Origin of the sequence: Paenibacillus periandrae (assembly GCF_022458865.1) — a bacterium.
Classification (GTDB): Bacteria; Bacillota; Bacilli; order Paenibacillales; family NBRC-103111; genus Paenibacillus_S; species Paenibacillus_S periandrae.
On sequence record NZ_JAJNMU010000034.1, the window covers coordinates 47120 to 66809 of the forward strand.

20 protein-coding genes and 5 pseudogenes are annotated in these 19690 nt (G+C 42.2%); 20 read left to right on the forward strand and 5 right to left on the reverse strand.

Annotated features, from left to right (window positions below; all coding sequences use genetic code 11):
* The first annotated feature begins 216 nt into the window (after positions 1-216).
* Positions 217-327 carry a hypothetical protein gene (locus tag LRL21_RS47060; RefSeq protein ID WP_420832547.1) on the forward strand — a complete coding sequence of 37 codons (111 nt, stop codon included), beginning with the start codon at positions 217-219 and terminating at the stop codon, positions 325-327.
* Positions 328-551: 224 nt separating this feature from the next.
* Here the strand turns inward: LRL21_RS47060 and LRL21_RS38835 are convergent.
* Positions 552-704: pseudogene (locus LRL21_RS38835) on the reverse strand (NAD(P)/FAD-dependent oxidoreductase); the annotation flags it as partial.
* A 184-nt stretch (positions 705-888) separates the two neighbouring features.
* Between LRL21_RS38835 and LRL21_RS38840 the strand changes: the two are divergent.
* The 4 genes from LRL21_RS38840 (at position 889) to LRL21_RS38855 (ending at position 2824) form a co-directional block, all read left to right on the forward strand.
* On the forward strand, positions 889-1530 hold the full coding sequence (locus LRL21_RS38840; RefSeq protein ID WP_240421171.1) for an FMN-dependent NADH-azoreductase: 642 nt from the start codon (positions 889-891) through the stop codon (positions 1528-1530).
* 115 nt (positions 1531-1645) lie between these two features.
* A complete protein-coding gene (locus LRL21_RS38845; RefSeq protein ID WP_240421172.1) occupies positions 1646-1879 on the forward strand; it encodes a (4Fe-4S)-binding protein in 234 nt (77 codons plus the stop codon).
* A gap of 105 nt (positions 1880-1984) precedes the next feature.
* On the forward strand, positions 1985-2224 hold the full coding sequence (locus LRL21_RS38850) for a GNAT family N-acetyltransferase (RefSeq protein WP_240421202.1): 240 nt from the start codon (positions 1985-1987) through the stop codon (positions 2222-2224).
* A 357-nt stretch (positions 2225-2581) separates the two neighbouring features.
* The gene (locus LRL21_RS38855; RefSeq protein WP_240421173.1) at positions 2582-2824 is read left to right on the forward strand and encodes an SDR family oxidoreductase; all 243 of its coding nucleotides are present in this window, start codon (positions 2582-2584) and stop codon (positions 2822-2824) included.
* Positions 2825-3516: 692 nt separating this feature from the next.
* Here LRL21_RS38855 and LRL21_RS38860 read toward each other — a convergent pair.
* Positions 3517-4518, reverse strand: a pseudogene (locus LRL21_RS38860) (IS630 family transposase); the annotation flags it as partial.
* Between the two features lie 172 nt (positions 4519-4690).
* Here LRL21_RS38860 and LRL21_RS38865 point away from each other — a divergent pair.
* Positions 4691-5596: an RNA polymerase sigma-70 factor gene (locus LRL21_RS38865; protein ID WP_240421174.1), complete on the forward strand. Its 906-nt coding sequence runs from the start codon at positions 4691-4693 to the stop codon at positions 5594-5596.
* Between the two features lie 101 nt (positions 5597-5697).
* Here the strand turns inward: LRL21_RS38865 and LRL21_RS47065 are convergent.
* Positions 5698-5898, reverse strand: a pseudogene (locus LRL21_RS47065) (GerAB/ArcD/ProY family transporter); the annotation flags it as partial.
* A 238-nt stretch (positions 5899-6136) separates the two neighbouring features.
* On the opposite strand from LRL21_RS47065, the gene LRL21_RS38870 reads away from it, so the two are divergent.
* From LRL21_RS38870 to LRL21_RS38930, 13 genes and pseudogenes are all read left to right on the forward strand, one after another.
* Positions 6137-6394, forward strand: coding sequence for a hypothetical protein (locus tag LRL21_RS38870; protein ID WP_240421175.1), 258 nt, complete (start codon positions 6137-6139; stop codon positions 6392-6394).
* A gap of 301 nt (positions 6395-6695) precedes the next feature.
* Complete coding sequence (locus tag LRL21_RS38875) at positions 6696-7112, forward strand: hypothetical protein (RefSeq protein ID WP_240421176.1); 417 nt, start codon at positions 6696-6698, stop codon at positions 7110-7112.
* A gap of 412 nt (positions 7113-7524) precedes the next feature.
* On the forward strand, positions 7525-8004 hold the full coding sequence (locus tag LRL21_RS38880; protein ID WP_240421177.1) for a carboxymuconolactone decarboxylase family protein: 480 nt from the start codon (positions 7525-7527) through the stop codon (positions 8002-8004).
* A gap of 73 nt (positions 8005-8077) precedes the next feature.
* On the forward strand, positions 8078-8836 hold the full coding sequence (locus tag LRL21_RS38885) for an SDR family oxidoreductase (protein ID WP_240421178.1): 759 nt from the start codon (positions 8078-8080) through the stop codon (positions 8834-8836).
* Between the two features lie 472 nt (positions 8837-9308).
* Entirely contained in the window at positions 9309-10226 is a 918-nt protein-coding gene (locus LRL21_RS38890; RefSeq protein WP_240421179.1) for an oxidoreductase, read from the forward strand.
* 459 nt (positions 10227-10685) lie between these two features.
* Positions 10686-11318: a succinate dehydrogenase cytochrome b558 subunit gene (locus tag LRL21_RS38895; RefSeq protein WP_240421203.1), complete on the forward strand. Its 633-nt coding sequence runs from the start codon at positions 10686-10688 to the stop codon at positions 11316-11318.
* Positions 11319-11425: 107 nt separating this feature from the next.
* Positions 11426-11686 (forward strand): hypothetical protein, encoded by a 261-nt coding sequence (locus LRL21_RS38900; RefSeq protein ID WP_240421180.1) that lies wholly within the window; start codon positions 11426-11428, stop codon positions 11684-11686.
* Positions 11687-12294: 608 nt separating this feature from the next.
* The gene (locus tag LRL21_RS38905; protein WP_240421181.1) at positions 12295-12567 is read left to right on the forward strand and encodes a hypothetical protein; all 273 of its coding nucleotides are present in this window, start codon (positions 12295-12297) and stop codon (positions 12565-12567) included.
* Between the two features lie 306 nt (positions 12568-12873).
* On the forward strand, positions 12874-13239 hold the full coding sequence (locus LRL21_RS47380) for a DUF2326 domain-containing protein (protein ID WP_476703989.1): 366 nt from the start codon (positions 12874-12876) through the stop codon (positions 13237-13239).
* Positions 13235-14163 (forward strand): annotated as a pseudogene (locus LRL21_RS47385) (transposase); the annotation flags it as partial. The gene LRL21_RS47380 and the pseudogene LRL21_RS47385, both read left to right, overlap by 5 nt.
* A gap of 84 nt (positions 14164-14247) precedes the next feature.
* Entirely contained in the window at positions 14248-15153 is a 906-nt protein-coding gene (locus tag LRL21_RS38920; protein ID WP_240421183.1) for an FAD-dependent oxidoreductase, read from the forward strand.
* Positions 15154-15416: 263 nt separating this feature from the next.
* Positions 15417-15557: a hypothetical protein gene (locus tag LRL21_RS38925; RefSeq protein WP_240421184.1), complete on the forward strand. Its 141-nt coding sequence runs from the start codon at positions 15417-15419 to the stop codon at positions 15555-15557.
* A 335-nt stretch (positions 15558-15892) separates the two neighbouring features.
* Positions 15893-16789 (forward strand): phosphotransferase family protein, encoded by an 897-nt coding sequence (locus LRL21_RS38930; protein ID WP_240421185.1) that lies wholly within the window; start codon positions 15893-15895, stop codon positions 16787-16789.
* Between the two features lie 65 nt (positions 16790-16854).
* On the opposite strand, the pseudogene LRL21_RS38935 reads toward LRL21_RS38930, so the two are convergent.
* Together LRL21_RS38935 and LRL21_RS38940 are read right to left on the reverse strand one after the other, a co-directional pair.
* Positions 16855-17391, reverse strand: a pseudogene (locus LRL21_RS38935) (IS110 family RNA-guided transposase); the annotation flags it as partial.
* A gap of 281 nt (positions 17392-17672) precedes the next feature.
* Complete coding sequence (locus tag LRL21_RS38940; RefSeq protein WP_240421186.1) at positions 17673-18410, reverse strand: SDR family oxidoreductase; 738 nt, start codon at positions 18408-18410, stop codon at positions 17673-17675.
* 264 nt (positions 18411-18674) lie between these two features.
* On the opposite strand from LRL21_RS38940, the gene LRL21_RS38945 reads away from it, so the two are divergent.
* Positions 18675-19484 (forward strand): helix-turn-helix transcriptional regulator, encoded by an 810-nt coding sequence (locus LRL21_RS38945; protein WP_240421187.1) that lies wholly within the window; start codon positions 18675-18677, stop codon positions 19482-19484.
* The last annotated feature ends 206 nt before the right edge of the window (positions 19485-19690 follow it).

Here is a 19690-nt window from a genome sequence, read left to right on the forward strand (position 1 = left end):
TCCGCTTGGTGCCAGACACATGGCCTACCATTCACAAATTAAAATACTTGCTCCGGAAATTGAATGAGCCTTCTTCCTCTACTTCTTCATCTTCTCTCACAGTCCGTGTTGGACTCGTCGGAATTGAAATTCATACAGGTTTTAATCCCGAATTGCTTCGTAAAATCGTTCGGGCACTAGATTTGTCATGTTGACGCTGGCTAACATCGATATCGCGTGTATTTGGCCTGCGGCAGCACTGATCTTCGAAAATCTATCGACAGCTTAGCTGCGCTTATGCAAGCTGAATTCGAGCAACTGTTTCAGTTTGGCGGTTCTTTTTCATAGAGGTTCCACCTGTCCAAGCGTATCAAAATGTTTACGGAATCTTATTCTTGGTAATTATGTGTTCTTTAGGTGAGTTGTTGTGGTATTATGTATCCTCCTACAAACAAAAAAATGATACAGAAGGAATAGAAACTGTAATGCAGAACTAGCTGCGGCTATTTATCTAAACAAAAGGATGTCTCACTTAGCCAAGAGAGGCTATGGGACATCCATTAAATTGTATCCTAATAATCTAAAGCGAATAGACCATGAATGTGGGAAAGATAGCGAACGTTGCTGGCTTCTTTCATAAGCTTAACCGGTTAGCCTTTCAGCTTCGTGTCATTTCCGCCAATCGTGCCGATGCCGTCTTTACGGCCTAGGCTGCCCAGCGTTCCGGGATGATGAAGATCATTTTGCTTTCTAAATGATTGTGAAATTCTTTACATATGAAAAAACATACCGATTGAACTATCATTCTCAAATAGCCATAAAATAAAAACTTGTATTTATGTCACACATTGAAGTCGCCAATTGTCTTATTAATGTCCAAAACAAGAAAAATAAAGGAGACTAACAAAAATGGCAACAGTATTGTATATTACAGCTCATCCGCTTGATCACCAGAACTCTTATAGTTTAAGTGTTGGAAAAGAATTTATTAATGAATATCGAGAAGCTAATCCTAACGATGAAGTATTGCATCTTGATCTTTATCAAGTAAATATCCCGCAAATTGATGCAGATGTATTTAGCGGATGGGGAAAATTAAGTTCTGGCACTGATTTTACTCAATTGAGCACAGAAGAAAAAGCGAAAGTAAGTCGTCTAGGTGAACTGGTAGACCAATTTGTTGCTGCAGATAAATATGTATTTGTTAATCCAATGTGGAATTTTTCTTTTCCACCAGTTATGAAAGCATACATTGATTCTATATGCGTTTCGGGGAAAACCTTCAAATACGTTCAGGATGTAGGTCCAGTTGGGCTACTTGGTGATAAAAAGGCTGTGCATATTCAAGCAGCTGGTAACTTCTATTCGCAAGGGGGACCATTTGCAGACTTTGAAATAGGTCATCGTCACTTAACTATGATTATGAAGTTTTTCGGTGTTCCTTCATTCGAAGGGATCTTTATAGAAGGTGTCGCTGCAACACCCGATCAAGCACCGGCAATTAAAGAGAAATCAATTCAACAAGCTCGTGAATTAGCTCGAAAGTTTTAAACAACTTATCTAATAATATAGTATTATTAATTTAATTGGGATTATCTCTCTTTTTACGATGATCCTAGATACGAACCGAGATGAAAAATGAACGTTAAAAGGAGTGCGATAAGAAGTGCCGGATCAATTCAAGCGATATGTTGGGAAAGATATCGAAGTTATATACTACCCGGAAAAATGCACTCATTCTGGAAATTGTATAAGCGGGTTACCTGGAGTATTCGATGTTAATAAGAGACCTTGGGTTCATGCTGATGGAGATACGGCTGATAATATTGCATCTCAAATCCATAAATGTCCAAGCGGCGCGTTGGAATATTTAAGGAAAGATATACCTAAAAACGGGTGACTACGATGCTCGAAATAAAAGAGATGCCAATGGTTTTTATGTGGGAGAACAGGAAAAATCTATTATGTTCACAGTGGAAATGACATCATTGTAGTAGACCATACTATTGTTTCCGATAGTCTGCGCGGTCAAGGCGTAGGGCAGGCGTTAGTGAAGCGAGTAGTCGAATTTGCTCGGACCAAAGAGATTAATATCACGCCATTTTGTCCTTTCGCCAGATGTCAATTCGAGCGCTATGAAGATTACGCTGATGTATTGTTGAAAAAAATCGGGTTCACTGTTTTGTATGAAGCTATGAATAAAAAGCCGCGCGGCAAATTTGCCGATCGCGGCTTTTTTAACTGATAATGTGAATCTAAATAAGTTGAACTAAAGATCACCTGAATCCGTGAAAACGAATATATGAAAACAATAGAATATAAGCGTATGGTGGATTAAAATGGAGAATTGAGAGGATTTCTTCGTTTTTCTCCATTTCACCCCGGAGGTGCAATAATGAAACCCGTAAGCTTCAACCTAGATCAGTCGATGGAAACGCTGACCGCACATTCTGGTCTAACTCTAATCGGCTTGATTCTTTCACATACACGATTAGCCAAACGTCTCATTAAAATACAAGTTGCCTAGCGTTCATAATCCAACGGTCACACACCCTGATGTTTTTTCTTTGCCTACCTCGGACAGGAGGGTTACGGTGTCAATGTGAATCTGCGCGAGGGCAGTACTCATGTTCAGAAAGAGGCTCTAGCTTTTCTTCGAGAGCGAATTGGACTTACAGAAGAGCAGAGCGATAAGGTTAAGGAGCAGGAGCGTCAGATGATCCCACTTGGCCGACGAGGTGAAACAGATGATGTAGCACGATGGATTGTGAATTCGGCTGACTCGGAATCGGGTTGGATCACGGGACAAATCATCGGAGTTGACGGCGGATTCGTAATATCTTGACTTATAGAATGCGAATATTAAAAAGAAAAAGAGATTAATAATTAGGGGAAAGGCAGCCAATAGTATTGGCTGTCTTTTGTGCGCTTGGCAGCGCATCGACTAAGGAGTGAAAGTCTCCAGTATACCGCGAGGTGGCGGAAGTACATAGCTGACAGGCAGTGCGTAATCCGCGAGGATGCGTGCGGAGGGCTTGAAGGCAAATCCCGGAACAGGCGGCTAAACCAAGTTGGCTGGCGAGATCGGAAAACCCTGCAAAAGAAGGGGACGTCCAATACCCATAGATCTCGTAAGTTAGGAGGACTGGATTCGGGGGAAAGTCGATGACGTGACCCAATTTTTTGGTAACCCGTGTGCAAGACCTAAGGCTAAGGCGAGGCTAAGGACGGTGAGCAGTCATACGAAGGGATAGTAGCGAAAAAAGCTTACAGGAAAAGCCGCAATGGTAAGTGAACCAGCACGAAGTTGCTGAATAGATTTTCGTCTCAACTGATGAATTCAGAATTATTGAGATTTATGTCACACATTGACCTCGCCAATTGTCTAATCAGTGATTTAACTAAAAAACCAGAGGAATCAACGATGATGTTACATAATGATTTCCAAACTGCTAATCCGTAAATATTTAGTTTACCTATATAGATTGAACTAAAGATTTTTATACACGAAGAAGAGGTCGGTCGATACATTTCAAGTGGATGTCGATTGATCCGTTTCATGAAAGCAATGACATGAGAGCGAATATAATAAAACTTGCTGAAAAAGACATTGTTCACGACATCATGCTTTAGCCACTTCCATAAACCTTCCACGGGATTCAGTTCAGGACTGTACTTGGGCAGATAGACAAGCCGTAGTCGTTTGTGCTCACGAAGAAAAAGTTGGATAGCTTCTGCGTGGTGGATGCGAGCATTGTACAGAACCATAACGAGGTTTCCCTCAGGATAATGAATCAGGACATCCATCAAAAAACGCTGAAAGGCTGCAGTTGTATAGTCCTCCTCTTCACGATGAATGACAGTGCCCGTCGCGTAGTCGATAGCAGCAAAGAGTTTGGCTCCTTTGTGATGTCCGTAAGTTGGGATTTTTCGTTGCTGTCCTTTGGGAAACCAGTTATACTGCAAAGCCAGGTAGGTGAGAATCATGGATTCGTCTTCGAAGAGCAAGTGATCGATTTCCCCTTGATCCAACTGCTCTTTCAACTCAGGCAGCGTTACTTCGCGGAACAGTTCTTGTTCCTCTGGATTGGCGTTGACCACTGAGTACGTGGCTTTTGTGTAACTAAAACCCAACCGCGTCAACAGCTTGGAAACTCCCTTTTCTGTAAACCTCTGGTCAAATTCTCGCTGTATCCATTTCCGGATGATGTTCAGGGTCCAAGTGTGCCGGGCTTTGAATCCAACGTCGACAGGACGCAGAGTCGTGAGGGTAGCCTTCACCTTGTCTTCTTGTTCTTCAGTGAGTTTCTTTGGACCTCCAGGCGAATGTCCAAGATCGAGACCCGACAACCCTTGGTTACGGTAGGTGTTTCAATACGTGCTGACGGTTTGGTAAGTCCGTCCTAAGATACCCGCGATTTCCGTTAAGGTTCGTCCTTCCAAGTGAAGACGCACAGCGAGATAGCGTTCATACATCCGAGTGCTATTGGTTTCTTTCATTGCTGTTACGAGTATCTCTAGTTCGTTTTCTTTTTTCATCTCTGATCCCTTCCTTTTCGGTCTTTTCTACATCATTACCCGAATTGGTCGGTTGTTTAAAACACGAGTTCATTCTATATAGATTATTTATTTCAAAGAATGGACCATTTCGATTTGCTCTATAATAAGTAGATATGGGTGAGACTAAACGAATTAATGAAAGGCGGATATTATGCAAAGTTATACAATTGATCCATCAACTAAAAACATTGAAGATTTGTATAAAACCTACAAACCTCATTTATTTTCAATTGCTTACCGTATGCTTGGCTCTAGATCAGATGCTGAGGATATGGTTCAAGATTTGTTTATAAGCATACATGGATATCTAAATGATAATATTAATAATATCAAATCGTACTTGAGCAAAATGATGGTCAATCGATGTTTGAACGAATTAAAATCTGTACGAAAAAAAAGAATAAGCTACGTTGGTAATTGGCTTCCAGAACCTACAGTGCAATTAAACGATCATAGTCCGTTAGATAGCGTTGAGCGTCATGATACGATTTCTTATGCCTTTCTTATACTTATGGATAAACTTACGCCATTGGAACGAGCTGTCTTTATCTTAAGAGAAGTCTTTGCATATGAACATAGTGAAATTGGCGAAATGTTCAATAAATCAGAAGTCAATTGCCGTAAGATTTTCAGTCGTGTCAAGAAAAAAGTAGATTTATCCTCCGAAAAAGATGAAATGCTATCATCGCATCTTATAGAAGAAAAGGAATTGGTGACTCGCTTCATTTCTGCCCTTTCGAATGGTAACATTCAATCACTGGTGGACATGTTAACAGAGGATGTAATATTTATTGCTGATGGTGGAGGGAAAGTGTCCGCCGCAATCAATCCTATATATAGTAGAAAACGCGTGCTCGCCTTATTGAACGCCCTTTCATCTAAACGATTTCCCGAAACAAAAGCACAACTGGTCAAGGTCAATGATCAACCAGGAATTTTGTTAACAAAAGAAGGCATTCCAACCGGGGTCATTTGTTTTGAATGGGATGCCCAAACGATGACTATTCAACGAATTTACTTCATAGCGAATCCAGATAAATTACAGCACTTAAATTGAAGGTTAATTGAGATTCGACGTTTTACCGTGTTGCCGTATACTGCCTATCATCCTACCCTCAGAATGTGAATCAAGCCCGAGTCCGCATAGATGATCATATTCTATTCAAATCCATGTCCTGAGGATTCAGGAATAGCTGCGCATATAATTAGGAAGACGAAAAAGGGACCAATGACCTCCGAGCAGCGGCTAATAGACGTTATCCCCCCTCTATAAACCACATAAAAAATAAGAAACAACAAACATAACAAGATGACGATCATTGGCGTGTTATGATGCATGACTAAATTTTGTAATTCTGCCGTTCCTCTAACTGGTTAGGAAGGTAAGAAAGCACGATGATGGAAGAGATACTAACCAGCCAAACATTTGATAACCACTAACTTTCATACTTCGTTGCTACTCCTATACCTTCGTCATTTTAATTGCCTACCAACCGCTCCGATTGATCTTAGTTGATTATTGGCTTGGACTATGACGTCGATTTTCTTGAAGTTCCATCAACTTATTATCGTTGCTTTCAGAAAGGATGAAAAAACCTTGAACTTAAGCAATTGTCCGGTTTGCCTAGTAGGTGTTGTTGAGCCTTTTGGTTATATCGAATTAAAGGAAGGACCGCTGGAATTCAAACTTGGTCGATTTCAACTAGCAAAAAAGATGGCTATCACCATCTGGATGTGTAATCGGGAACAATGTCAGCATGTAGGAACGGGGGCAACTCGGGAATACCCTACTCTGGCCAAAAGCTTATTGAGGGAACTGATTCTATCCCTGGAAAAAAGAACAAATAAAAGCTAACACGATAAGTGCTCACAAGTCGGTTAATAACGACTGACTAATAACTTAATAGTGCGCATTACATTTAAATAGTGTAACAGAGAGAGTGCCGCGTGTTTACGGCTTTTTTTTGTTTTTTAGGTACTTTTACTTGTTTTATTTCAGGACAAGTATGGTTCTCCAATATCCAAAAAGTAGATGCTTGGTAGATGTCACACAGTTATATCACCAATTGTCTTATTAGTATCCAAAAGAGAAACATCTTGAGGAAGATGAAATGTTCACGATCAACTATTCAAGATGAAAAACAACCTAGAGTGATATGGACAACAAGATATTTATCAGCGACGTTTCCGCTACCGATCATACTCTTGTACCTGAGGGCGGACAGTTGCTGCAGGGGATTGCTTATTTGAGCGATCGCTTTGATAGTGATGAACAACGCAAAACATATCTGGATGAGAAAAATATGCAGATGGAAGCCCTCTTCGATAAGCACTATCCAGGCTGGCGTGAAGTTACCGCGGTGAAACGCGTTTCCAAAAAAGCGATGGTCTCCAGCGTGAAAAACATTTCCACAAATAAATTACTGCCTACTCGTATAGAAAATGTATCTTTCTTTTTCTGTGGAGATGGCTGTAAAGGTAAGGGCGAGCTTGCAGAACTAGCGTTCTCCAGCGCTCGAAGTATAGCATTATCCATTGTTCAGGAAGTTCATCAAGCATTACAAAGTCTTTAAGTCAATCCATAAAAGCTGACCCAGCTCTGACGGTTTTTGTTAGAGGTTTGGTCAGTTTTTTTATACATTTGAATTGTTCAGATAGAATTGTTACTTGATAAAAAATTATTCTCATTGGTAACATCAGCCTTTGTTCCCTTTTCAAAGCTATATTGGAGTTGAAATATGTTATTTGCTTGCACTACTTTGCTATTCCTTGGGTTATATGCGAATTGTTCAACATTCTAACGTTTCCAGTGCTTCGATTACACGCTAAACACCCTTTACTTATATTCATGATTTCTATTCCAGCAGAAATCGCTTTGATATATTTCGCTGGGGTACAGATTGAATGATTAATTTAAGTTTCTATGTCACACATTGAAGTCGCCAATTGTCTTATAAGTGTCAAAAAAATAGGAGGAACACAATTATGACTCAACGTTTAAATTACATGCAGCAATCACCAGAACTCTTCAAAGGAATGATGGAATTCAGCAACGCCGAGAAGGAAAGCGTAATTGAAGAGAGGATCCTCGATCTCGTTCACATCAGGGCTTCGCAAATGAATGGGTGCGGGTTCTGTTTGGATATGCACGTCAAGCAAGCAAAAATCCACGGTGAAAGCGAGCTTCGCCTCTATCACATTTCGATATGGCGGGAATCGACGCTTTTTGTTCCACGCGAACGGGCTGCGCTGGCATGGACCGAGATCCTGACCAAACTGCCTGAGCAAGGTGTGCCCGACGAATTGTATAACCTTGTTCGTGGACAGTTGTCTGAAAAAGAAATCTCGGATCTGACTTTCTCAGTTATGGCAATTAATGCATGGAATCGCATCAACGTAGCCTTCAAGACTGTACCGGGTTCGGCTGACGCAGCATTTGGATTGACAAAAGCTGGTCTGAACTAATTATTTACAAAAGCAATGTATACGTTTATACATCTCTAGCCATTATATTACGCATAAACTAGGAGGAATTAATTTGAAAATTGTAGTTATTGGTGGAAGTGGACTCATTGGATCAAAACTTGTAAACAACCTTCGTGGGCTTGGCCATGAGGTAGTGGCGGCATCACCTTCCTTAGGCGTCAACACGATCACTGGCGTAGGACTCTCTGAAGCGCTTAGCGGCGCTCAGGTTGTCGTCGACGTGACAAACTCGCCTTCGTTTGAGGACGAGGCAGTTATGGAGTTCTTCGTGACTTCAAATAAGAACCTTCTTGCTGCTGAAGCAGCCGCTGGAGTAAGTCATCACGTTGCGCTGTCGGTCGTTGGTACCGACCGTCTTCTCCAAAGTGGTTATTTCCGCGCGAAAATGGCCCAAGAAGAGCTAATCACGACTTCCAAGGTTCCATATACGATCGTCCGCGCGACGCAGTTCTTCGAGTTCGTCGGCAGCATCGCCTATGTGGCTACTGAAGGGGAAACCGTTCGTTTGCCTTCCGCCCTTACGCAGCCTATCGTTTCGGATGATCTTGCAGCCGTGTTGGTCGATTTCACACTTGGGGCGCCAGTGAATGGCATTGTCGAGGTGGCTGGCCCAGAACAGTTTCGTCTCGACGAACTCGTTCGACAATTCTTGAGCGCAAATCAAGACACACGTCAGGTTGTCACAGACGCCAACGCGCTCTACTTCGGATCAGTGGTGAATGATCAATCTCTCGTTCCGAGCGATAGCAACGCGCGCATTACTACCACACGTTTCCAGGATTGGCTCAGCCGTTCCACGTCTCAGGGATAATTCATCAAGGGTATAAATGAAAAGGAGAATCGATCATTTACGGGTCTCCTTTTCATTTGTTTTAGTGTTTCTGGAGGATTGCTCGAAGCTCAATTAACCAACATACATGTTACTTAGCTTGCGATGTTCAGAGAGTAATGGAAAATTTGTAGAGCGCTAGCCTTTTGGTTGGCGCTTTATTGTTCGAGTATCTTGATGGTGATTTGTTCGAGTTCATTTTCAGAAAAAGCTCCAGAAAAGCCTTGTTAATGGCATCCTTTAGTCTAAATAATTCGTCTGACAATTTTGGTTGCATCCCCATGCTTCTCTTGCTTCCTCCAGTAAATAAACACTTTCGTTCTTGTTGTTGAATAAGGAACAAAAGCGATCCTAATAGCGATTGAATTCCCTTCACAGCTCTATGCAATGATAATCAACGAGCTCCGATTAATCAACGCGTGTTGATTTTACAAACAAATAGGAGGTCACGTTTATGGGAAACATATGGACAACTGATCAGATGCCTAATCAAGAGGGAAAAAGGGTTGTGATTACAGGTGCGAGCAGTGGAATTGGGTATGAAACCGCACGGGCATTTGCTGCAAAAGGGGCAGAGGTGGTTTTTGCAATCCGTAATTTAGAAAAAGGAGAAGAGGTCGCCAGAAAACTTAAGAAGGAGTATCCGGGTGCAGTTCTGAAACTTATGAAACTGGATCTTAGTAATCTCGCCAGCGTCCGTAATTTTGCCCATGAGTATCAGCAAACTTTTGATTCACTCACTTTGTTAATCAACAACGCTGGCGTCATGACCCCACCGTATCAAAAAACCAAGGACGGTTTTGAACTCCAGTTCGGCAGTAATCATCTCGGTCATTTTGCACTCACAGGACTTTTGTTACCTACAATGAGTAATATCCAATCTTCTCGTGTTGTTACTCTAAGTAGCACAGCTATAAACGGAGCCAAAATTAATTTCGAAAATCTGGATGGCAGTAAAGGTTATAACAGGGTAAAATTCTATGGCCAGAGTAAGTTGGCGAATTTATTATTTGCCCAAGAACTGAATGTACGTCTGAAGGCAAGCGGTTCAAAGACTATCAGTTTGGGCAGTCACCCTGGCAGAGCAAATACCAATCTGTTCTCGCTTGGATCTGATAAAACCGGCCCCTTAATGAAATTAGTGAAGATACTCTTAGGAACACAATCAGCGGAAATGGGAGCTTTACCGACACTGTATGCAGCAACTTATCCAAAGCTCACAGGGAGTGAATACATCGGTCCGGATGGAGAAGGTGGAATCAAAGGCTATCCTAAAATTGATACATCCGTGATGAAAAAATATGACCCTCAGATAACCAAACAGTTGTGGGACGTGTCGGAGTCTCTGACAGGTATTTCATATTTATCTTAGAGTGAGGGGATTATTCCGTCTTAGGACAGAACATTCTTTTAATATAGTCCGCTTAAATGCGGGCTTTTATTTAGTTATCGGATCAAGTATTAGTCCAATTCACCATTCCGATCCAGCGATCCCAGGTTGCGCTTCCAATAAGGTGGACGGGAAGCTCCCAGTTGTTCACTTTCCTAAGGTGATGAGTGAGAGAACGTCGGCTTTTCTCACAAACAAACAAAGAACCCTTCGCAGGGTTCTTTGTGGGAATACATAATGAAATTCGGGAACATAAGCGCGCGGCAAGGCACGCGAACTTTACTTTACTTTTGTAATAGATTAGCTCAGACCAGCTTTCGTCAATCCAAATGCTGCGTCAGCCGAACGCGGCACAGTCTTTGAAGTTGTCACACAATGACACCTTCAATTGTCTTATTAGTGTCTGAACAAAGCATTACGAAAGGAAAGGAGCGATTATTAATGAAGGGAAATTCATATCACTGGCGCAAGCTGCACTCACTACTCGGGGTGATTCCTCTCGGGGGCTTTATTCTTGTGCATGCATTGCTTAACTTTCAATCCTTTGAGCGCGGACCGGAAGGGTTCGCTAACGGCGTGCATTTTATCAACAGCCTGCCTCTTTTACCGTTTCTTGAGATATTTGGGATATACCTTCCGATATTGTTTCACGGCATATATGGCCTATACATGGCCTATCTGTCCAAACTGAACTCGGTACAATACAAGTTCAGCCGTAATTGGGCGTTCACACTGCAACGTATTACTGGGATTCTTACATTTATCTTCGTTTTTTGGCATTTTTTTAATACTCGTTTTCAAATTTACATAGGAAATAATACGCATGAGGAACTTGGTTCCACGATGCATCAAATTGCCACGAATTCAGTGTTCTTTGTTATTTACGTCATTGGTGTATTGTCCGCGGTATTCCATTTCAGCAATGGACTTTGGGCTTTCCTGATTAGCTGGGGCATCACGATTTCCCCTCGAGCACAAAAAGTTTCATCTAATATTTGTATGGTTGTATTTGTACTTATTTCTGTGTTGTTCCTTTTTTCGCTCATTGCTTTCACTGGCGAAGAATTCAAATAAATAGCTATCCTTCTCCTAATCAAGACGCTCATTCTCGTGTATTTTGCTTTTTTGCTTTTTGGGCATCTGGAGTTTGAACAATACAGAACAGAAAGGAATGAAGTCGTATGAGCAGTAGGAATTGTCCGGTTTGCCAGGTAGGTGTTGTTGAGCCTGTTGGTTACTTTGAATTAAAGGAGGGACCACTTGAATTTACACTCGACCATTTTCCGCCATCAAATAAAGCGACAATCACCATTGGGTTGTGTAATAGGGAACCATGTCAGTATGTAGGAACGGGGACAGCACCGGAATCACTTAATCCGGCCAAGAAATTACTAAAAGATCTCATTCTATCTCTGGATCAAAGAACGCGGTTAAAGCAATAACACGATGTGGCCGAGCTGATATTGGCTACCTTAAGAAGCCCCTCAAGTCCTGTTCAGACAGGGAATAAATTATGTGAAAAGTACAATGTGAACGTTGGTTTCACTAATTCTAAAGAGTTTACAAGCGAGAGTTCAAAAAGGGAGTTCGAATTAATCATGGACTACTTTAGATTTACAGAGCAACTCTATCTTGGTTCAAAAAAACGAGGTTATAGTACATAATTGCTTAAGCTCAAAATGTTATTAAATCCTTTTAAAGCCTTGTTTACATTCCTAAACTAGTTAACCAATTCGTAGTTTTAGAGAAAGAACTCACCAAACGAAATATGATTAGAAACGACTCTATCGGGTCGTTTTCTTTATTTTTATTTTCCGGCATCTCACCGCTGAGGATTTGTTTTGTTTTTAGATTTTCTAAGTCTAGATCATTTGGTTTAAATAATATGTCAAAAGTATTTCAAAACAAATTTGTAATTTAGACAATATACCCCGAAATCCATTTCAAAACTTTATTTGTCATTTTATTTTTACGAAAAAAGCCAACAAGCCCTTGAGCAGTTAGACAATCGAATAAAAATATTCGTGAGCTGGAAAAAATTAATACTGAAATGGAGAAAACAGCGCTGGGAATCTCTTATACTGTTGCTGATATTGTTAATGCAATAAATAACGAGCTAGCTGAAGAATTACGCAATTATAAGCGCCAAAGGTCATCTCAAGAGAGTAAATTGAAAAGAATCCGAAAGGATCTATCTAACAGGGAGTCACTGAATGGTCAGCAGTTTCGAAAATTGACTGATTCTTTTCCGAGTGTAAATTTAGAGAAACTTAAAGATATTGAAAAATTCCATGAATCTATCACGAATATCCTTCATGATTAATTGATAAAGGCTGAGAAGGAAATCAGCATCGAACTTGAGTATCTCCTACACAAGATTGCTGAAACCGAAGAAAAGTTAACAAATATCGTTGCCAACAAGTCAGTCTCAAAGGAAGTAATCCAACCATTAATTGAGTTGTCCTCTGTTTTGTACCAAAAACGAAATGAAAATACTGCTTACATCAAAAAACTATCAGTGGCTGACGATTTAAAATCTACGAAGGAAAAACTGTCGCTTGTAAAAAGTGAAATAATTATTGAAGTTTGCAATATTATCAACAACAAGATAGAGAGCTTTAATCAAATTGTGCATAAAGACGGTAGGCGGTCTCCGAAGATTGTTTTAACAGAAAAAAATTATTCATATGGCATTGAAGATAACACAGGTACTGGGGAAGCTTATACAAACTTGATTACGTTTGATCTGGCGATACTTGAATTAACAGATCTCCCGATCTTGATTCATGATTCGATGCTATTTAAGAATATTGAAAACAGTTCAATTGAGAACATAATTGATATCTATAATGTTTTTGGAAAACAGATATTCGTTTCCATTGATGAAATCGAGAAATATAGTAAGGAAACTAAAAAGATCATTCAAAGTAAAAAGGTTCTGGAATTGACCAGAACAAAGTTACTGTTTATAAAAGATTGGCGTAAGAACAAATAATAGCAGAGCAGCATTAGGAATATTATATGGTAAAGTAATCGCTCAACTGGTCAAAGATGGAAGGTGCGCTGTACCCAATCTTCCTCAGGGCGTCTACGCTGAACTACCGGAAGCAATGAAAATTCGCGATCATCTGTCGACTGATCGGAGCGTGGTGCAGGGACGTGTCCATAATTGGCTAGACCGGTATTTTCCAGAGTTCCTTACGGTATTTAAGGATTGGGAGTGCAAGTCAGCCTTCCACTTACTAAGCCTTTATTTACTGCCGCATGAGCTTGTTTCCCTTTCAGACGAAAACCTTGCTTCTACATCTAAGAGAAGTTGCAAAGCGTGGACTTGGACTGGGTCGCGTGAAGAGTTTGAAGGCAGCTGCCGGTCGTTCTGTGGGCATAAAACAAGGTTCACAGCTTGCCAAGATGGAGCTGCGTCTTCTATTGACCCCATATGAACTGCTGCAAAAGAAGTTTGAAGAATTGGATACAAATTCCGTTCGTCCCGCAATTGTTAGCGATTAAAGGGATTGGCAGAGACACCATTGCCGGATTTCTCGCTGAAGTAGGCGACATTGAGCAATACCGTCATCCAAAGCAGATCATAAAGCTTGCTGGGCTGAATCTGAAAGAAAACACCTCCGGTAAGCACAAGGGGCAAGCTAAAATTACGAAGAGAGGCAGGAAACGTCTTCGAGCCTTACTCTTCCGTGTGATGATGCCGTTGGTGGCCAAGAACGCAGCCTTTAAAGCGTTGCACGAATACTACACCAAACGACCGGATAATCCTTTGAAAAAGATGCAGTCCCTCATCGCCTTATGCAATAAGCTCATTCGGGTGCTGTTCGGCATCTTGAAAAAGGGACATGAATTCAATGAAAGCAAGATGATGCAAGATATCCCTCGATTCGCAGAGTTACTGAAGGCAGCTTAAATGTAGATATGATGAGAAATTAAGATCGTAGCGACAACAGATAAAGAAGCACGGATGAGTCGGAACGCAACTATCTTACGGACGATGCAGGAAAACTACAGTATCGTCGCTCCTGCTAGCGGGATCCTGACCGATTTCACACCGGTAGTAGGCCAAACCATTTCCTCCGGAATGATCGGTCAAGTACAGCAGGTAGATCCCATCAAGTTGAAAACAGAGCTATCCGAGACAAATCATCAGTTGATCAGGGGGAAAAAGGAGCTCGTCTACTATTATCCAGATAAACCACAAACCAAAGAAAAAGCTTTCATCAGTTATTTAGCACCTATTATGAGCGCCCAGACCAAAACTTACACCCTGGAGCTAGAGGTACCAAACTCGGATTTATCGATACAAGTGGGCAACCGCTATATCGTGCAGCTGACGACTGAGGAGTCTACAGTCTTGCGTACAATTCATTTTTCTCCGCCACTTAGCAAAGAAAAAAATGATGTCATTCAAAATCAACTTTCTACTTCCGTTACGCGTACCGTCATACAAAGCCGAACTAGATTCTGGAACAACTTAAGTTCCTTTACTACAGTAAATACGGATCTGAAAATTGGATGGTTGCTTGATGCTACATTCACTCAAACGACATCAAGGAGGGGGTTAATTAGTTCGTACTCCTCTGGTGAATCGGCGCGAGAAATATCTAGAGCTGGTAATTTTAATTCAGCTGTATCAGAAATCAAACAGGTGCTTCCTGAATTGTCGTATAATTATGAAGGTGGGACGGTCTTTTCTTGGGATCATAATCCTTACTCCCGAGGTGCGTATGCTTGGTATAAGCCGAAACAGATGATTCGAATGCTCCCAACACTGTCTGCCGAACAAGGTAGAATTTACTTTGCTGGCGATAATACAAGTCTTTTTCCCGGTTGGATTGAAGGTGCGATCTCTTCTGCGTTACGAACTGTAAATCAAATTATTGCCGGAAACAGCATATAGTACGGTAATGTATGTATTAATAACTAGTACGAGACAATAACCTGAGCCATGAGGTTGCCGTGGGATATATTAGAGCTTCAAATTAGTAAAAGAACGATCGGCAGCCTCGCTACGGGCAGTTTAACGCAAAACAGGAGGTTGTTGTAACTTAGCAGCTGTTCTGTAAGGGTAGTTGAAATCGTTTAGAATTGTGTTGAGGACAGACAGACGTAATATAGTAAGAGGGAAACAAAATTTCCTAAAACAAAGGGAGGCAGGAGAACGTGTCGAACATGGACAAGGAGAACCAGGCTCTGGAGAAAGCGAAAATGGTGTATGAAACAGGCGAGATCATAAGAACCGATATCCTGGCGGGCCTGGATGCCGAGCGACCGGTCGCTGGGCGTGCCGTCTGCCAGCGGTGACGTGGTCGTGGATCGCTCCACGGACGGATCGGAGTGCCGGATCGTGTTCGCCAGCCTACCGCCGGAGGAAACCGATAACCTGATCCGCCGGTAGTGCTTCTGCGCGGCCCAACAGGTCAATAACCTACTTTGTCTTGATGATTCGCATTCGAAATCCCTCCTGAAAAAGAAAATGACCCCTCTAAAAAGGGGTCTTGGTTCTGGATCAAGAATATGATATATGTAAGAGATTGGGTTTAATTCGGTTAATTCCAGGGAATGCCAAGAGATCCCGAGAAAGTCAAAGGTTTTTAATCGGGATTATCGTTTTGCAATCCAAAACGAGGAGGTACTTTATGAGTTCCATTCTAAACGTTATTGAAAAGTTAAAGCTGAACGTCTTGAATGTAGAAGATGTTCCAGAGTCATTTAGTTCTGATGTATACAAACTTACTCTCGCTAACGGAGAAAAAGTGTATGTAAAAATTCCATTTAACAAGGATAAACTATATCGTGAATTTCAGATGATTGAAACATTGAAGGATGTAATACCTGTTCCTAAAGTATTGGATTTTTGGGATGGGGATGAAATTACTACTGGAGCATTGCTTCTTTCGGCGATTCAAGGCATACCTTGTACAGAAGATATTGATGAGAAACTATCTTTTCAAATTGGCGTGTTTCATGCGATGCTTCATGAGGTTAAAACTCCAGGTTACGGTTACCATGTGACTGATGGATTTAAGATTCTTGACCAAAATAATTGGAGACTACATATCAAAGGTAATTTTGAAAAGTGGAAAGAGCCTTGTAAAGAGATTCTCGATCCAGAGCTGTATGAAAGATGTATTCTTCACTTTGATGGCGTATTTTCAGCTTTACCAGAACCTGACGGGTCATGCATTGTTCATATGGATTTTAGACCTGGTAATATATTGGTAAATGATAACAAGGTTACTGGCATTATTGATTTCGAGAGTGCCCGTGGTGGATCCTCTGAAATAGACTTTACAAAAATCAATCGATATATTTGGGGAGTAAACCCGAGAACAAAGCTACCGTACATTGATGGGTATCGAACGATTCGCCCTATGGTGAATCTGGAGACAGTGTTACCATTCTATGATTTTTACGATGCTTTCAGTGCAGTTGTTTGGTGCAAAAACAGAGGTGTCGAAAAAAATCAGTCTTTTCTCCAGGAAAATATTTCCACCTTACAGAAATCAGTGGGGAATGAGCAGACACGTTATTAGATGTTCGATAAGATGCAATTAGAAAAGCCATCCGACAGGATGGCTTTCTTCAAAAACTTGCCGTTTTCGCCAGCAATCATCGCTTCAATCATGGCGCGTCCCGACTTTCCCAGCACATTGCTGGCAACGGATGAGAGCTTGATATTGGCCCCTTCCAGCACTTTTTGAATGCGGCTTACTTCTCGCGCACGCTCTTCAATAAGGCTTCGGCGGTACCGGATCAATTCCCTTAATTCACGTTGTTCTCGTTTAGGGATGTAACTGCCTTTCAAAAGGCCATGGCGCAGCAACCTGGCAATCCATTCCGCATCTTTCACATCCGTCTTACGTCCAGGAACATTCTTGATGTGCTGGGCGTTCACCACTAGAGCTTCAATCCCTTCGAGCTCTAGTAGATTGTAAATGGGCTTCCAGTAGACTCCTGTGCTTTCCATGGCAGCGTGAGAGCAACCTCTGTCTTTGATCCAATCGGCGAGAAGGATCAAATCATCGGTCATGGTTTCAAACGTACGGATTTCTTTGCCTTACGGTGTGATGGCGCAGGCAACGATGTTCTTTTTGTGAACGTCAAGCCCGCATACATGACTGTAAACGACGTCCATCCAAGACACTCTCCTTACGGCATGTCAAATTGAAGGGGCTGGTGCAATAACCGCATATGGTTATTCTATCCTGCGTGCTTCCGAAATGGAGCAACATTCTGTGGTGCACCTGGTCGTTGAGATCAGTCTAAAACTCGGGCTCGAGGCACCATTGACTGCCGACCTCCCTTCGCCAGCCGTAAGTCAATTATATCCCAAACGTCCATTTTCATCATCTGATGGTGCCGCGTTAGCGGCATGGGCGTCTAATACTTTATTTTCCCCATACACCTACAAGAAGCTTAAACGAGAGTAGAACCGCCATCCACGACAACGATCTGACCGGTAGAATAATTCTCCCGCATTAAGTATAAAAATGCTTCGGCACCATCCTCCGGTTCGCCGATTCGCCCAACTGGAAGTGATTCCCCTACATTTTCATACATTGTGTTCCGGTGTTCCTCAGGAACGTCATTCCAAAACTCGGTACGCATAATGCCGAAGCAAACGGTGTTGACGCGAAGCGGGCTCAACTCGACGGCCAACGCTCTGGTGAGCGACTCGACAGCACCGCATATGCTGGCTGCAACAGTAACTCCCTTCTGTGGACGAGCTCCGGCAACGCCGGAAGTCAACGTGATCGAACCACCCCGTCGGATGTTTCGTCTGCCATATTTGGCAGCCATAAACGCTCCCCAGTATCGCAAGTTAAACAATTGCTGCGCTGTCTCGACGTCGGTGGTATCGAGATTTTCGATCATCACTGGGTCGCCGGCAGTGAAAACCAAGTGATCGAATTCCCCGATATTACTAAAAAATTTTCTAACCTGTTCCTCATTCGTCAAATCAACCGCATACCCCTCGGTACCTTCGGGCAAACGCGAAACGGCACGGTCAACTTTTTCTTTTTTACTGGACACGACGACCAGGTATGCCCCTTCCCGAGCGGCGGCTTCGGCAGTCGCAAACCCGATTCCGGACGTTCCTCCAAGAATAACAACACGTTTGCCTTTGAAACTATGCCCATGTTCGATCTGCATTGTTTTCACAATTAAAATCTCCTTCGTATTCGATATTTGGATTGACCTTGCTAAACGATTCTCATCAGCCGCGAACAGCCGATCAATGGGAAATTCGGTACAGCTTGTTTAATCTCCGGCTCCTCCTTAACAACGGACGATAACACGATTATAATCAGTCATAGAACCGATAAACAGGTGTGCATTTATAGTACTGTTCCTGATACTATTGGCATGAATACTAGTATAAATACTATCACCAAATGGAGAGAAGGTAACATATTTATGAATGATGAAAGAAGACGTAAACAATTGGCTGATTTTCTCCGGTCACGTCGCTCGCGTTTATCCCCAGGAGAGATGGGTTTGCAGGTTGAAACGTCACGCCGCCGCACGAAAGGCTTGAGACGGGAAGAAGTGTCAAGCTTATCGGGTATTTCCTTGCCGTGGTATACAGCACTGGAGCAGGGCCGGGACATTCATGTGTCGGAGCAAGTCCTGGAAAGCTTGGTACGAACATTACGTCTTAACAGCGACGAACGCAACCATCTTCTCGTATTGGCCAATCATTCCACGCTTCCGCAGTCAAAAGTGGATGATGCCGTTCCTCCTTCCCTGCAGAAGATTCTGGACAGGATGGGAACCTATCCGGCGTACATTATTGATAGACGCTGGAACGTTATCGCATTGAACCAAATATCGGATACGTTGTGTAGAGACTTCAGCCGAGACCCGGAGCTCGGAAGAAATATTCTTTGGCGTGTCTTCGCGGTGGAGGACAGCAAGTTTCGCATCGTGAATTGGGAGAATGTCGCCTCTACGATGGTGGCCCATTTCAGAAGCCGGTTTGCCTTTTACATGAACGATTCGTGGTATCAAGAACTGGTCGACAAGTTATGTGACAGGAGCGAAGAATTCAGGACGCTATGGGAACGACATGATGTTTCCGATACTTTGGAAGGTGAACAAATAATCCGTCTTCCCGAAACTGAGCTGCTGACTTTCCAATACCATACTTTTAAAATCTCTGAGAGCAGCGATTTTGCAATGAGGGTGTTCACGCCAATGTCAGAAGAAAATAAAGTGTTTTCTTAGTGCTTAGGGTTAAGATAAGTCCCCCGTTTAGCGTTATGCTACCTGCGTACGTTCTTTAATGGGTAATTGGAAATGGAATATAATGTGAAGGACGTAGCCCAAGCGAAGGTGCGGGAGCCTCCTTTTTTTTGAACGGGAGTAATGTGAAGAAATTAATCTTACATAAACTTATCGAGTGATATATAATTGCAGTGGATAGAGTATCC

Excerpts from the sequence above, each read along its gene's own strand:
- LRL21_RS38840 (WP_240421171.1), top strand. The coding sequence starts at position 889 with ATGGCAACAGTATTGTATATTACAGCTCATCCGCTTGATCACCAGAAC.
- LRL21_RS38865 (WP_240421174.1), top strand. The coding sequence starts at position 4,691 with ATGCAAAGTTATACAATTGATCCATCAACTAAAAACATTGAAGATTTG.
- LRL21_RS38875 (WP_240421176.1), top strand. The coding sequence starts at position 6,696 with ATGGACAACAAGATATTTATCAGCGACGTTTCCGCTACCGATCATACT.
- LRL21_RS38880 (WP_240421177.1), top strand. The coding sequence starts at position 7,525 with ATGACTCAACGTTTAAATTACATGCAGCAATCACCAGAACTCTTCAAA.
- LRL21_RS38890 (WP_240421179.1), top strand. The coding sequence starts at position 9,309 with ATGGGAAACATATGGACAACTGATCAGATGCCTAATCAAGAGGGAAAA.
- LRL21_RS38895 (WP_240421203.1), top strand. The coding sequence starts at position 10,686 with ATGAAGGGAAATTCATATCACTGGCGCAAGCTGCACTCACTACTCGGG.
- LRL21_RS38900 (WP_240421180.1), top strand. The coding sequence starts at position 11,426 with ATGAGCAGTAGGAATTGTCCGGTTTGCCAGGTAGGTGTTGTTGAGCCT.
- LRL21_RS38905 (WP_240421181.1), top strand. The coding sequence starts at position 12,295 with ATGGAGAAAACAGCGCTGGGAATCTCTTATACTGTTGCTGATATTGTT.
- LRL21_RS38920 (WP_240421183.1), top strand. The coding sequence starts at position 14,248 with ATGCAGGAAAACTACAGTATCGTCGCTCCTGCTAGCGGGATCCTGACC.
- LRL21_RS38930 (WP_240421185.1), top strand. The coding sequence starts at position 15,893 with ATGAGTTCCATTCTAAACGTTATTGAAAAGTTAAAGCTGAACGTCTTG.
- LRL21_RS38940 (WP_240421186.1), bottom strand. The coding sequence starts at position 18,410 with ATGCAGATCGAACATGGGCATAGTTTCAAAGGCAAACGTGTTGTTATT.
- LRL21_RS38945 (WP_240421187.1), top strand. The coding sequence starts at position 18,675 with ATGAATGATGAAAGAAGACGTAAACAATTGGCTGATTTTCTCCGGTCA.